The following is a 14,651-nucleotide window of genomic DNA, read 5'->3' as shown; positions in this document are numbered from 1 at the left end:
CATATTTTTATATAAATATTATCTATGACTAAGTCAAACATTGCTATTGAACTGATAAATGTCGACAAACATTTTGGTGCTGTGCATGCAAATGATAAGGTCAATCTGAGCGTTAAAACTGGAACAATACACGGCATTGTTGGTGAGAATGGAGCGGGTAAATCCACTCTAATGAGTATCTTGTACGGCTTTTATCAGGCAGACTCTGGACAAATTAAAGTCTTTGATAAAGACTTTAGAGCTACCAGCTCAAAACAATCAATTGAAGCAGGAATTGGAATGGTTCACCAACATTTCATGCTGGTTGAGAATTTTACCGTTCTTGAGAATGTCATTCTTGGCAGTGAGGGTGGTGCATTGATTACAGAAAGCCTAGCAAATGCTCGAATTGAGCTGACTAGACTTGCTAAAGAATATGGATTGGAAGTTGAACTAGATATCGCAGTAGAAGAGCTCTCTGTTGGAATGCAGCAACGAGTCGAAATCTTAAAGGGCCTTTATAAGGGCGCAAAGGTTTTAATACTTGATGAGCCCACAGGAGTCTTAACGCCTCAAGAGTCTGATGAGTTATTTCGTATATTTGAAGCTCTTAAGAATGAAGGTGTTACGATTATATTAATTACTCACAAGCTTCGAGAAATTATGAATATCACAGACCATGTATCGGTCATGAGAGCGGGCAAGATGGTAGCCCATAGAGAGACAAGTAAAACCAACCCTGAAGAACTTGCAGAGTTAATGATTGGTAGAAAAGTACTGCTAAATATTAAGAAGTCTAAAGCAAAAATTGGTAAGCCCCTTTTAGTTGCAAAAAATCTCGAAATAAATAATGAACAAGGATTAAAGCGCGTATCAGAAGTAAGCTTTGAGGCTCGCTCTGGTGAAATTCTTGGAATTGCAGGCGTCACCGGCAATGGCCAGGGAACACTTCTAAAGGCACTAGCTGGAATACTCCCATTAACAAAAGGCTCTATTGAAATTATGGGTGAAACCATATCCCCAAAAAGTCGACTTAATCCTGAGCAATTGCGAAATCTTGGTGTTGCTCATGTCCCTGAGGATCGTCAAAAAATGGGTATGATTGCTGACTTTAGTGCTAGTGAAACTGCCCTAATGGGATACCAAAATGATAAGGATCTAAATAAAGGTATTTGGCTAAAAAAATCACTAGTTAAGGCTAATTGTGCTTCCATAATGGAGGCCTTTGATGTCCGCCCACCAAATCCAAACTTGATGTCTTCAAACTTTTCAGGGGGCAATCAACAAAAACTTATTCTAGCAAGAGAATTTGAACGCGACCCAGAAGTTTTAATTATTGGCCAACCTACACGCGGTGTTGATATAGGTGCTATTGAGTTTATTAGAAAACGCATTATTCAAATGAGAGATGCTGGCAAAGCTATTGTCCTAATTTCTGTCGAGCTAGAGGAAATCATGTCTCTCAGTGACAGAATAATAGTGATGTGTGATGGAGTGATTACTGGAACTGTTAATGGCGCAGATGCAGATGAAGCAACACTCGGCATGATGATGGCCAATGCGCTTGAATCTCCGGCAGAAGCCAAAGGAGTTGAAATATGACACGTGACAGAAGATTATCATGGATAAATGGCTTATTACTGCCTCTCTTTAATGTTTTAACTGCATTTATAGCTACCGGTATTGTTTTTCTATTTATAGGAGTCGATCCAATAGAGGCAACTAAAATATTAATCTATGGCGCACTTGGTTACGATGAAGGTCTTGGTTATACTCTGTATTACGCGACAAACTTTGTCTTTACTGGCCTTGCTGTAGCTGTTGCATTTCACGCTGGATTATTTAATATTGGAGGCGAGGGTCAGGCATATGTTGGAGGTCTTGGAACTGCGTTAGTTGCCTTATATATGAATCCTGCCCTTAGCGCATGGATTGTTATTCCACTGGCTATCTCAGGAGGCTTGCTGTTTGGAGCATTATGGGCGATCATTCCTGCTTACTTACAAGCTTATCGTGGAAGCCACATTGTTATAACCACAATAATGTTTAACTTTATAGCCTCCTCATTAATGGTTTACGTCTTGGTCAATGTGCTTCGTGAGGTTGGCGAGATGTCACCAGAGAGTGGGGATTTTATTGAGGCCTCATGGATCCCTTTTGTGCATGATGTATTAGCAAATTTTGGTTATGAAGTTACAAGGTCACCCCTTAATATGTCGATATTTGTTGCTTTATTTTTCTCAGCTGTAGTCTGGTTTTTCCTATGGCATACTAGATGGGGCTTTGCAATTCGAGCTGCAGGAAAAAGCAATGAAGCTGCAATTTATAGTGGAATTAATCCAAAAAAAATTATTGTTGTAACCATGTGTATTTCGGGAGCACTGGCCGGCTTAGTTGGTATCAATGAACTTATGGGAGTTCAGCACCGCCTATTCTTAAATTTTAATTATGGTTATGGATTTGGTGGTATCGCAGTTGCCTTAATGGGCCGCAACCATCCTGTTGGTATTCTTATTGCAGCTTTCTTGTTTGGAATACTTTATCAGGGTGGTGCAGAATTAGACTTTGAATTACAAAACGTATCAAGGGACATTGTTGTTGTTATGCAGGGCCTAGTCATCTTGTTTTGTGGTGGCTTGGAGTATTTATATAGGCCTGTTTTAATGCGCTATTTAGCACCAGTTGAGGCTTCAGAATGAGTGACTTCTTTTTAACTACAGTATTGACATTTGACGCCTCAGTTAGAATCTGTGTTCCACTTATTTTTGCTTCTATGGCTGGCTTGTTTGCTGAGCGAGCAGGTGTTGTAGATATTGGTCTGGAAGGAAAGCTTTTGATGTCAGCCTTTATTGCTGCAAGTGCAGCAAGTGTTTTTGGCTCACCCTGGCTTGGTTTAATTGCGGGTATGCTTGCATCCTCGGTATTAGCAATGATTCATGGCTTTGCATCCATTACCTACAAAGGCAATCAGATTGTTAGTGGAGTTGCAATAAATATCTTGGCGTCTGGACTGACAATGATTCTAACGTTAGCCTGGTTTAAAAGAGGCGGCATTACGCCAACCCTTCAAAATGATGAAAGATTTCTTTCTATTACCCTTCCTGGAGTTGATATTATTGATCATATTCCTATTATTGGTGTAATTTATAGGGAACTCATTAGTGGCCATAATATCTTGGTTTACTTAGCCTTTGTGATTGTTCCAATTGTTTGGTGGGTAGTTTACCGAACTCGATTTGGTTTACGCCTTAGAGCGGTAGGAGAAAATCCTAAAGCGGTTGATACAGCTGGATTATCAGTTGAGGGTCTGCGCTACAGAGCATTATTAGTTGGTGGTATTTTGTGTGGGATTGGTGGCGCTTATATTTCAACTGCATATACTGCACAATTCACAAAAGAGATGACTGCAGGTGCTGGCTTTATTGCTTTAGCTGCACTAATTTTTGGAAAGTGGCACCCATACAAGGTTTTAGCTGCATGCTTCTTGTTTGCCTTTTTACAGGCATTATCTATTAGGCTACAAGGCGTTGTCTTTCCTGTTATTGGTGAAATTCCGGTTCAATTGATTGATGCAGCCCCTTATATTTTAACTATTATTTTATTAGCAGGGTTTATTGGTAAAGCAGTGCCTCCTAAGGCATCTGCCCAACCTTATATTAAGGAGTTATAAGTATGAATGAAGAAAGTCATATTGCAGCTACTAAAAATGCCATGAGCAAGGCCTATGTCCCCTACTCTAACTATCCTGTTGGTGTTTTAATAATAACTGACAAAGGGAATACTTATTCAGGTTGTAATGTTGAAAATGCTAGCTACCCGCTTGGAAACTGTGCTGAGGCATCTGCTATTGCATCAATGATAATGGGTGGTGAGAAAAAAATTAAAACAATATATGTTATGACAAAGAATGATGAAGGCGGAATACCTTGTGGTGGATGTAGACAGAGAATAAGAGAATTTTCGGATGAAAATACAAAAATTATGCTGTGCTCTCCAAGCGGAGTTCAGAGCCATATGAATCTTGCTGAATTATTACCTCATTCTTTTGGGCCGGAGCATCTGTAATGAGTCAAGTTGATGATTGTGTTGGTATCATAAATCAAACAATTGCAAGCTTTAAGCCTGAAGTTGGTCTTATTCTTGGATCTGGCTTAGGTCAGTTTTGCGATAATATCAATACGATAGCTAGTCTAGATTTTGACTCACTTCCAGGCTTTCCAGTTGCCGGTGTTGGCGGCCATGCTGGAAGACTTTTATTTGGTAAAGTTGAAGATACCAATGTTGTTGTAATGCAAGGTCGAGCTCATTATTATGAGAACGGAAGAGCAGACATAATGGCTGTTGCCATTCAAACACTTAGCGCAATAGGATGCAAAAGCCTGGTACTAACTAATGCTGCTGGAAGTTTAGTTAAAGAAGCATCGCCAGGAAGCGTTATGCTTATAACAGATCATATTAATATGACGGGAGTTTCTCCCTTGTTTGGTGCTGAAAGTAATAAGCGCTTTGTGGATATGAGTGATGCCTACAATCCTGAGCTAAATGATAATATGCGTTCTTCAGCTAAAATGAATGACATAACCCTACATGAAGGAGTTTATGCATGGTTTAGTGGGCCGCAATTTGAAACTCCTGCTGAAATTAAAGCTGTCAAAACCCTAGGCGCAGATGCTGTAGGAATGTCTACAGTTCCTGAAGTTATTTTAGCTCGCCATCAAGGGCTTCCACTATGTGCTCTTTCAGTTATTACTAATTATGCAGCAGGAATGAGTGCCACAAAACTTAGTCATGAACAAACAATTGCCTTTGCAAGAAAGGCTGCAGACACTGTCGAAAAAGTTTTAATTTCATACCTAAAGAGTCTATAAATTTTATTAAGCATCAAAGAATATGACTAAAAATATTACTAAAGCTCAAATACCTCAAAAAGATAGCAAAGTTATCTCTTATCCAAATTTAGTTGATTCAGAAAGCTTAAAGGAAAACTCTGGTGTTATTAGAAATCCAGGGACAGACTTTAGACTTGATAAAATATCAAATATAGCAATTAATAAAAGCGCCGTTGAAAGGCGCTGCACTAATTATGGCACAAGGCGAAGTATAAAAAAAGATAAACAAGCTGCATGGCTTCTCAAAGCCATTACTTTAATGGACTTAACCACCCTTTCTGGAGACGACACAGATGCTCGTGTTAGGCGCCTTTGCAGTAAAGCAAAACAGCCTATTAGCAATAAGCTTGAAAAAATACTGGGCGCTGAATCTTTAGATTTAAGTGTTGCTGCTGTTTGCGTATACCATGACATGCTTGCTTCTGCCAAAAAAGCATTGAATAATTCAAAGATTAATTTAGCCGCTGTATCCACAGGATTTCCAGCAGGCCTCTCCCCTCTTCCATTAAGACTTAAAGAAATCGAGTATTCAGTAGATTCGGGTGCTAATGAAATTGATATAGTTATAAGCCGCCGACATGTTTTAGAAGGAAACTGGAAAGAACTGTATAAAGAGGTAAAAATGTTTCGTGAAAAATGTGGCGATGCGCATATGAAAACTATTTTAGCTACGGGTGAACTTGGAAATCTTAGTAATATTGCTAAAGCTTCTCAGGTTTGTATGATGGCTGGGGCTGATTTTATTAAAACGTCTACTGGTAAAGAGCCTACTAACGCAACCCTTCCAGTAAGTTTAGTTATGGTTCGAATGATACGTAATTTTTATAATGAAACAGGTATTCGAATCGGCTTTAAAGCTGCTGGTGGAATTAGTGACACTAAAACTGCACTTTTATATATGACAATGATCCAAGAAGAGCTCGGTCGCAGATGGTTAGAGCCAGATTTATTTCGTTTTGGAGCATCTAGCTTACTCGGCGATATTGAACGCCAATTAGACCACTTCTCTAGTGGTTATTACTCGGCATCTTATAGACATCCATTAGCATAGGACTTAACAATGACACTTTTAAAATCATTCAAAGATCTAGATTATAGCGAAGCTCTCGAAAGTGATAAAGAGGCGCATGAGTGGCTTAAACTTAATGATCACCACTTTGGTCAGCTGATTAATGGAAAATTTATATCTAATAAAAAATCTAAATTAATTGCTAGTTTAAATCCCTCAAATGGTAAGTTACTAGCCAATATTGAAATTGCAAGTTCTGAACAGCTAGATTTTGCAGTAGAAGCTGCTAGAAAAGCTCAGCCCTCGTGGGAGTTGCTTGGAGGCCATGGAAGAGCTAAAATTCTCTATGCCTTAGCAAGATTACTACAAAAACATTCGAGATTAATATCTGTACTTGAAACACTTGATAATGGAAAGCCAATTCGTGAAAGTCGTGATATTGATATACCTCTTGCAATAAGGCATTTTTACCACCATGCTGGCTGGGCACAACTTCAAGGCAAAGAGTTTTCTAGTTACCAGTCAATTGGTGTTGTTGCTCAAATTGTTCCATGGAACTTCCCACTATTAATGTTATCTTGGAAAATTGCTCCAGCTCTTGCAATGGGTAATACTATTGTCTTTAAGGCTGCAGAGCAAACTCCAATTTCAGCAATGTTTTTTGCGCACTTATGCGAGCAGGCAGGAGTTCCACCTGGCGTTGTCAATATGATCAATGGTGATGGAAATATTGGCGCTGAACTTGCAGCTCATAAAGGCGTTGATAAAGTTGCATTTACTGGCTCAACTGCTGTTGGTCAGTCCATCAGAAAAAGTACAGCTGGACAAGGTAAAAAACTTACACTCGAACTTGGCGGAAAATCTGCATTTATTGTGTTTGAAGATGCAGATCTTGATGCTGCAGTTGAAGGCTTAGTTGATTCAATTTGGTTTAACCAAGGAGAGGTTTGTTGTGCTGGATCAAGATTATTGGTTCAGGCTGAAGTTGCTGAAGACCTTCATCTAAGGATTAAAGAAAGAATTAAACAATTACGCTTAGGCTCTCCTCTTGATAAATCAATAGACTTAGGCAGTTTAGTTAGCAAGACCCAGTTTAATAGAGTGAATGAAATGGTCAAAGATGGCTTAAAACATGGTGGAGAAATTTATCAGGCATGTGATATTGAGTCAGAGGGTAACCTCTATCCCCCAACTCTTATTACAAATATTGATTCTAGTCACCCGTTAGCCCAAGAAGAAATTTTTGGACCTGTTTTAGTCTCAATGACTTTCCGAACTCAATCCGAGGCCGTTGAGTTAGCTAACAATAGTAGATACGGATTAGCGGCAAGTATTTGGAGTGAAAATATTAATCGCACAATGGATGTTGCTCCTAAAATTAAAGCCGGTGTTGTATGGATTAATTGTCATAATCAGTTTGATGCGTCTTGTGGATTTGGCGGCGTCAAAGAGTCTGGATTTGGCCGTGAAGGTGGAAAAGAAGGTCTTTATGAGTACCTTAAGCCTAACGGTTTAAAGTCATCAAAGAAGACTACTGCTGCTTTAATTACTAAAAATCCTAAAAATAATGCTATTGACCGAACATTAAAATTTTATATTGGCGGAAAGCAGGTAAGGCCAGATAGTGGTCATAGTATTGCAACTTTCAATGCTGACGGAAGTCATGCAGCTTTCGTTGGTGCTGGTAACAGAAAGGATGTAAGAAACGCTGTAAGTGCAGCCTCAAAAGCATCATCCTGGAGCTCTCAAAGCGGTCACGGTAGAGCTCAAATTATTTATTTTCTTGCTGAAAATTTATCGGTACGCGAATCTGAATGGATTCAACGACTTATAACTCTTTGTGGGGTTTCAAAAAAACAAGCTAAAGCTGAATTTGATGAGAGCATCAGTCGACTCTTTAGTTATGCTGCCTGGGCAGATAAGTATGACGGAGCAGTTCATAGTGCGCCTTATAGGGGCATTACAATGGCACTTCCAGAGCCCATAGGTATCCTTGCTCAAATTGCTCCTGAAGAGCTTCCATTACTTACATCAATCTCTTTAGTTGCCCCAGCAATAGCTATGGGAAACCGAGTTGTTTTAATTCCTAGTGAACGATTTCCAAGTGTTGCCTTGGAGTTAGTACAAACAATTGAAACTTCAGATGTACCAGCTGGCGTTGTAAATATAGTTAGCGGTAATAAGCGTGAGCTTGCTGAGCAAATTATTGGTCATGCAGAAGTTGATGGAACATGGTGTTGGGCGGATCAAGAGACTATTGCCTCTATTGAAGCTATTAGTGCTATTGACTTAAAACGCTTGTGGGTTCATGAAGATAGTGATCGAGATTGGCTTAATCCTGATCAGGGTGAAAGCTTAGAATTCCTTAGAAATGCAACTGAAGTGAAAAATATTTGGACTCCATACGGTGACTAATTTATGAGCGCATTATTCCTTCCTCAAGAACTAATTAGAAAAAAACGTGATGGCCTTATACTGAATGACCATGAAATTGGTTTTTTAGTTCAAGGAATTACTGATGGCAGTTTGACGGATGCTCAGTTAGGCGCATTTGCAATGGCAGTTTTTAAATGTGGCATGACTATGGATGAGCGCGTTAGTTTAACTCAGCACATGATGCACTCAGGAGATACGCTTCAGTGGCAAGACCTTAACTTAGATGGTCCAGTAGTAGATAAGCATTCAACTGGCGGTGTAGGAGACAAGATAAGTTTAATATTGGCTCCAATAGTTGCTGCTTGTGGAGGCTATGTGCCAATGATTTCTGGTCGCGGCTTGGGACATACGGGTGGCACACTAGATAAACTTGAAAGCATTCCAGGATATAATGGAACTCCTGATAATACAAAATTTAGAATGCTTGTTAAGGAAGTTGGCTGCGCTATTATTGGGCAAACTACCAAACTTGCTCCAGCAGACCAGCGTTTTTATGCTACTAGAGACGTCACCGCAACAGTTGAGTCAATTGACCTTATTACCGCGTCAATTTTATCAAAAAAACTAGCCTCTGGACTTGATGCCCTTGTAATGGACATTAAAACTGGTAATGGTGCATTTGCTGCAAACTATTCAATGGCGCAAGAATTAGCCCAAAGTATTGCCAATGTATCAAGTAAATCTGGCGTGCCAACTAGCTGTTTAATCACAGATATGAGTCAGGTTCTTGGTCATAGTGTAGGTAATGCTATAGAAGTCAAAGAGTGTATAAATTTTTTAATCAAACCTGAAAATGCTAATCTTAGACTATTTGAGCTTACCATTGAATTAGCAGCTCATATGTTGCAGCTAAGTGGAATTGAAAGTGACCTTGAGACTGCTCGAGTGAAATCTCAAGATGCGCTATCGTCTGGCAAGGCAGCTGCAATATTTGAACAAATGATTTCTGCTCTTGGTGGGCCAAGTGATTTATTAGAAAAGTCTCATAAACACTTAGTCCCTATGCCCATTATTAGACCTATAGCAGCAAACTCTTCTGGATATGTTTTGGAAATGGATGCGCGCGCTATTGGTCTTAGTATGATACATTTGAAAGCTGGCAGAACTAAATCTAGTGACCCAATAGATCATGGCGTTGGATTAAGTGATATTGTTGAAATCGGTCAATGGATTGATAAAGGTGAGCCACTTGCAATTGCACATATGCGAGATAAAGAACAATTGAGCTATCTCCAAGAAACTATTCCTGGATTTATTTCATTAGGAGCTAAACATATAGAGCCGCCAACCCTAATTCATGAAATACTAGGCTCAAATTAGAAGGTTTATAGATGAAAAGATCAATTATTTTAGTTTTAGATTCTTTGGGTTTAGGTTCAACTAAGGACTCGCATCTTTACGGTGATACAGGGGCGGACACTTTAGGTCATATTATTGAGTCTTGTGATTCTGATAGCGCTAATAATTCTGAGCGAAATGGCCCCCTAGTTATTCCTAACTTGATTCGATGGGGTTTAGGGGAGGCTGCAATTGCAAGCCGTAAAAAGCCCTTACCAATTTCTCGAGTTGAGCCTCAGGGCGCTTTTGGTTATGCGAAAGAAGTTAGCGCAGGCAAGGACACCCCGAGTGGTCACTGGGAGATTTGTGGTCTGCCAGTTCCTTTTGAATGGGGAACATTTCCAAAAACTGAAAACTGCTTTCCTGAATCACTCCTTCTTAGCCTTATAGAGGAAGGAAAAATAGGAGGGACACTTGCAAACAAACATGCATCAGGTACTCAAGTAATTGAAGAGTTTGGTCAAGAGCATATAGATAGTGGATTTCCTATTTGTTATACCTCGGCTGACTCAGTATTTCAAATTGCTGCCCATGAAGAGCATTTTGGATTAGATAGGCTTTATGAATTATGCACCATCGCAAAACGCTTGGTTGATCCACTAGAAATTACAAGAGTAATCGCAAGGCCATTTACTGGGAACTCTAAAGATGGCTTTGAGCGAAGTGCTAATCGAAAAGACCTTACAACGCCGCCCAATGGCCCAACACTGTTAGACAACATTCAAGATGGTGGTGGAGATGTTATCTCAGTTGGAAAAATTGGAGATATTTTTTCTAACCAAGGAGTCAGCTATACCGTTAAGGCAGCTAATAACATGGGCTTGGTTGATCAATTATTATCTGAAATGAAAAAAGTTAATGAAGGACTAATCTTTGTAAATCTAGTTGATTTTGATACCAAATTTGGTCATCGACGTGACGTTGCAGGTTACGCTCTAGCACTCGAGCAATTTGATGCCCGATTACCTGAAATTGAGGCGCAACTAACCAGCAATGATCTAGTGCTAATAACAGCAGATCATGGCTGCGACCCTACATGGCCTGGTAATGATCACACCCGTGAACATGTTCCAGTTGTTTTTTATGGAAAATCAATAAAGAACAATAACTTAGGGGAGCGAGAAAGCTTCTGCGATATGGGACAAACTATTGCTCAACACCTTGAAATAGAGCCTTTACTTCATGGTAAAGCTTGTAACTTAAGTTAATTATTATGCAAGATCAAATTCAAAAGCTTCCCAAAGTTGAGCTTCATAGCCACTTAGAAGGAACTATTAATCCTAAATTATTTCATGAAATTGCCAAACGTAATAACGTTGATTTTGATGAAAATATATTTGATGAAGATGGCGGTTATGCCTGGACTGACTTTCCAAGCTTTCTTAACGCTTATGACTCAGTAAGTTCATGCCTTAAAAATGCTAATGATTACAGGGATATTATGTATGAATATCTTAAAGATTGTGCGTCTGAAAATGTAATATATGCTGAAACTTTTATATCCCCTGATCACGCTAGCGATTGTGGTATTAGCTATAATGACTTGATTAGTGGGTGCGCAAAAGGAATAGATGATGCGCAGTTAGATTTCGGTATTATTGGGCGAATTATTGTAACTTGCGTACGGCATTTAGGACCTCAAAAAGGGGTTGATGTTGCACAAAAAATGGTTGATAACCCTCATCCTTATGTTATTGGGTTTGGTATGGGCGGTGATGAAAATGCATTCAAGTTAATTGATTTTGCCCCTGCTTTTAATATTGCAGCTAAAGCTAACTATCCTTGCACAGTTCATGCAGGTGAGATATGCGGTGCAGAAAGTGTTTGGGATGCCATAAATTATTTACCCATTAGTAGAATTGGTCATGGCGTTAGAAGCGTGGAAGATGAGCATCTACTAGATGAACTAAAAAATCGTAATATAGCCTTAGAGATTTGTCCTGGAAGTAATCTAGCTCTTTCGATATACCCTAGTTGGGAGAGTCATCCAATCAAACTCATTATGTCTAAAGGGATAAATGTTAGCCTTAATTCAGATGATCCACCATTTTTTCATACTAGTGTTGGTCAAGAATATCAAGGATGCGCTGATCAACTTGGCTTTGAAATTAACCGCCTTAAATCTATCTCAATAATGGCTATTAACGCTTCTTTTGCAGACCCTGAGACAAAGCTACACCTTCTTAGTAAAATTTCATAGTCTTAATTAAGAAAAAATAGAATTCTATAAATATAAATGACGAAACCTCTATAAAATTTCAAATAAGAAAGATGCTTTATAATTCATTCAAGTCACATTATTTAAATAATAACTAATAAAAAAATGTCTCTATCAAAAAAATACATCACAGCTGACGAGTTGCTACTTGACTCTTTTAGATTGGGAGTTCAAATACACAATAGTGGTTTCAAACCTGACTTTATTGTTGGAGTTTGGCGAGGTGGAACGCCAGTTGGTATAGCCATTCAAGAGATTCTTGGGTATTTGGGTAATGAATCTGATCATATTGCAATTCGAACTTCATCATACTACGGCATTAATAAACAAGCAAAAGAGGTTAGGGTTCATGGTATCGACTATCTAATCAGTCATATGAATGCTGAAGACAAGCTTCTTATTGTTGATGATGTCTTTGACTCGGGTAGAAGTATTAAAGCGATCTTAGATACTCTGAATGAAAAATCTAGAAAAAATATACCGCATGATATTCGCATGGCTATGCCTTGGTACAAGCCTTTAAGAAATATAATAGATACTGTGCCAGATTACTATATCCATGAGACTGATGATTGGCTAGTCTTTCCTCATGAGATGGATGGACTTTCAGAACAAGAAATCTTTGAAAATAAGAAAGATATGAAAGAAATCTTATCGCACGTTAAAGTTAAGTAAATCTTCCAAGGTATCAAAATTTAGAAGGTCGATTTAATAACGTCCCATAACCCATAAAATATGGCAAGCCATATTAAGCCCTTTATTAGAAAAAATAGAAAAGGCAAAATAATAAGCATCCACTTATTTTTAATTCGTTTTTTAAGAAACTTAATCATGAAAATGACAAGCAACCTCATGATTGCTTGATACCTCTTTAAACTCAGGCTTTTCTATTGCACAAATATCTTGAGCTTTTTGACACCTTGTTCTAAAAACACAACCTGAGGGTGGGTCTACTGGTGATGGTAAGTCACCTTCTATTAATATTATTTTTTTACTTTTCTCAATACTTGGGTCAGGAATAGGAACTGCAGAGATAAGAGCCTGGGTGTAAGGATGTCTTGGCTTAGTATAAATATCATCACTGTTTGCAAGTTCAACCATATTGCCTAAATAAAGAACCATAATCTTAGTACTGATGTGCTTGACAATACTTAAATCATGGGCAATAAAAATTAAAGTTAAATCCATTTCTTCTTGCAAATCCATCAAGAGATTAACGACTTGAGCTTGAATTGAGACGTCAAGTGCAGACACTGGCTCGTCACAGATAATAAGCTTTGGTTTTAAAATTAAAGCTCTTGCAATACCAATTCGCTGACACTGTCCACCCGAAAACTCATGAGGGTAACGATTCACTAAATTATCCAATAAACCAACTTTATTCATTACGTCTTTAACTCTCTCCTTTATATCGGACTCTGGTGTTTTAGGGTAATGTGTTCTTAATGGCTCTGCAATAATTTCACCAATATTCATTCTAGGATTTAGACTTGCAAGAGGGTCTTGAAAAATCATTTGAATTTGTTTACGATGCTGCCTCATTTCAGACTTGTTTAGAGTTAACAAGTCATTCCCAAACCAAATTACTTTTCCTGAATCAGCGGGCACCATTTTAACAATTGCTCTCGCCAAAGTAGACTTTCCACAACCTGACTCCCCTACTACGCCAAGGGTTTCACCTGAATTTAAATCAAACGAAACGTTATTTACTGCCTGTAATTTCTTGGCCTTAGTCCATAGCATATCCCCTTCGGAGGAAACATCAAAATTTACTTTTAAATTCTGAACCTGAAGAATTGTATGCTCACTCATAATGTGTCCTCTATGGCAACGTGACAAGCTCTATAGTGATCATCATTAACTTTAGTTAGGATAGGAGTTTGCGAGGAGCATGTGGTATTTGCAAACTTACAGCGCGGTGAAAATGGACAGCCAACTGGCGTTAGCATCATGTTTGGAGGGTTTCCAGGAATTGTCACTAATCTATCTGCTGAGTCATCAAGCCTTGGCACCGCGCTCATCAAGCCTTGAGTGTAAGGGTGCGTAGCATTAGAGTAGAGATGCTCTGTTTTACCTATCTCCATTACTTCTCCTCCGTACATAACAAGCATCTCATCACTATTTCCAGCTACAACTCCAAGATCATGAGTAATTAAAATAATTGACATGCTAAATTCTTTTTGAATATCAGCTAGCAATTGCATAATTTGAGCCTGCACAGTAACGTCTAAAGCAGTCGTTGGTTCATCAGCGATTAGAAGCTTAGGATGACAAAGTAGAGACATTGCAATCATAACGCGCTGGCGCATTCCACCTGAAAACTCATGTGGATACATCCTTATGCGATTTTTAGCATCTGGAATTTTAACAGCATCGAGCATATTGATTGATTGTTGAATAGCATCCGACTTTGAGACTCCTTGATGGTGAACAAGTACTTCAGCCATTTGCTCTGAAACTCTTACATAGGGATTAAGACTGGTCATTGGATCTTGAAAAATCATTGCAATTTTTTGAGCCCGAATAAGGTTGAGCTCTCTGCTAGGAAGGTTAAGTATCTCTTTGCCTTCAAATTTAACGCTACCACTTGCCCTGCCATTGTGATCGAGGAGGCCATTCATAGCAAAAACAGTTTGGCTTTTTCCACTTCCAGATTCACCAACTATCGCTAAAATTTTTCCCTCATCAAGTGAAAAGCTAACATTGTTAACTGCACTTACTATGCCATCCGCAGTATCAAACTCTACTTTTAAATTGTTAACTTCTAAAAAGCTCATAGTAG

At 38.8% G+C, this 14,651-nt stretch carries 13 protein-coding genes; 11 read left to right on the top strand and 2 right to left on the bottom strand.

What is annotated here, in order from left to right; genetic code table 11:
- Window positions 1–24 precede the first annotated feature (24 nt).
- The 11 genes from ABXT44_RS03800 to ABXT44_RS03750 all read left to right on the top strand — a co-directional run bounded on the left by ABXT44_RS03800 (window position 25) and on the right by ABXT44_RS03750 (window position 12,544).
- Window positions 25–1,581, top strand: a complete 1,557-nt coding sequence (locus ABXT44_RS03800) for an ABC transporter ATP-binding protein (protein ID WP_416688217.1) — start codon at window positions 25–27, stop codon at window positions 1,579–1,581.
- Window positions 1,578–2,678 carry an ABC transporter permease gene (locus tag ABXT44_RS03795; RefSeq protein ID WP_271556264.1) on the top strand — a complete coding sequence of 367 codons (1,101 nt, stop codon included), beginning with the start codon at window positions 1,578–1,580 and terminating at the stop codon, window positions 2,676–2,678. Before ABXT44_RS03800 ends, ABXT44_RS03795 begins: the two co-directional genes overlap by 4 nt.
- Window positions 2,675–3,649 carry an ABC transporter permease gene (locus ABXT44_RS03790; protein ID WP_271540889.1) on the top strand — a complete coding sequence of 325 codons (975 nt, stop codon included), beginning with the start codon at window positions 2,675–2,677 and terminating at the stop codon, window positions 3,647–3,649. Before ABXT44_RS03795 ends, ABXT44_RS03790 begins: the two co-directional genes overlap by 4 nt.
- A gap of 2 nt (window positions 3,650–3,651) precedes the next feature.
- A complete protein-coding gene (cdd, locus tag ABXT44_RS03785; protein ID WP_416688216.1) occupies window positions 3,652–4,044 on the top strand; it encodes a cytidine deaminase in 393 nt (130 codons plus the stop codon).
- Entirely contained in the window at window positions 4,044–4,847 is an 804-nt protein-coding gene (locus ABXT44_RS03780; RefSeq protein ID WP_416688215.1) for a purine-nucleoside phosphorylase, read from the top strand. Before cdd ends, ABXT44_RS03780 begins: the two co-directional genes overlap by 1 nt.
- Window positions 4,848–4,869: 22 nt before the next feature.
- On the top strand, window positions 4,870–5,919 hold the full coding sequence (gene deoC / locus ABXT44_RS03775) for a deoxyribose-phosphate aldolase (RefSeq protein WP_416688213.1): 1,050 nt from the start codon (window positions 4,870–4,872) through the stop codon (window positions 5,917–5,919).
- A 9-nt stretch (window positions 5,920–5,928) separates the two neighbouring features.
- A complete protein-coding gene (locus ABXT44_RS03770; RefSeq protein ID WP_416688211.1) occupies window positions 5,929–8,292 on the top strand; it encodes an aldehyde dehydrogenase family protein in 2,364 nt (787 codons plus the stop codon).
- A gap of 3 nt (window positions 8,293–8,295) precedes the next feature.
- Complete coding sequence (deoA, locus tag ABXT44_RS03765; protein WP_416688209.1) at window positions 8,296–9,633, top strand: thymidine phosphorylase; 1,338 nt, start codon at window positions 8,296–8,298, stop codon at window positions 9,631–9,633.
- An 11-nt stretch (window positions 9,634–9,644) separates the two neighbouring features.
- Window positions 9,645–10,859, top strand: a complete 1,215-nt coding sequence (locus ABXT44_RS03760) for a phosphopentomutase (protein WP_416688207.1) — start codon at window positions 9,645–9,647, stop codon at window positions 10,857–10,859.
- Between the two features lie 5 nt (window positions 10,860–10,864).
- On the top strand, window positions 10,865–11,851 hold the full coding sequence (add, locus tag ABXT44_RS03755) for an adenosine deaminase (RefSeq protein ID WP_416688205.1): 987 nt from the start codon (window positions 10,865–10,867) through the stop codon (window positions 11,849–11,851).
- A 123-nt stretch (window positions 11,852–11,974) separates the two neighbouring features.
- The gene (locus tag ABXT44_RS03750; protein WP_271556279.1) at window positions 11,975–12,544 is read left to right on the top strand and encodes a phosphoribosyltransferase family protein; all 570 of its coding nucleotides are present in this window, start codon (window positions 11,975–11,977) and stop codon (window positions 12,542–12,544) included.
- 150 nt (window positions 12,545–12,694) lie between these two features.
- Here the strand turns inward: ABXT44_RS03750 and oppF are convergent, their stop codons facing one another.
- Complete coding sequence (gene oppF, locus ABXT44_RS03745) at window positions 12,695–13,681, bottom strand: murein tripeptide/oligopeptide ABC transporter ATP binding protein OppF (protein WP_416688204.1); 987 nt, start codon at window positions 13,679–13,681, stop codon at window positions 12,695–12,697.
- A complete protein-coding gene (locus tag ABXT44_RS03740; RefSeq protein WP_416688202.1) occupies window positions 13,678–14,646 on the bottom strand; it encodes an oligopeptide/dipeptide ABC transporter ATP-binding protein in 969 nt (322 codons plus the stop codon). The genes oppF and ABXT44_RS03740 overlap by 4 nt, the downstream gene beginning before the upstream one ends.
- Window positions 14,647–14,651: the final 5 nt, after the last annotated feature.

Source organism: Candidatus Pseudothioglobus sp. Uisw_041 (assembly GCF_048087625.1).
Classification (GTDB): domain Bacteria; phylum Pseudomonadota; class Gammaproteobacteria; order PS1; family Pseudothioglobaceae; genus Pseudothioglobus.
The sequence above is the reverse complement of the archived record's forward strand: the minus strand, read 5'-3'. Positions and strand labels throughout refer to the sequence as shown.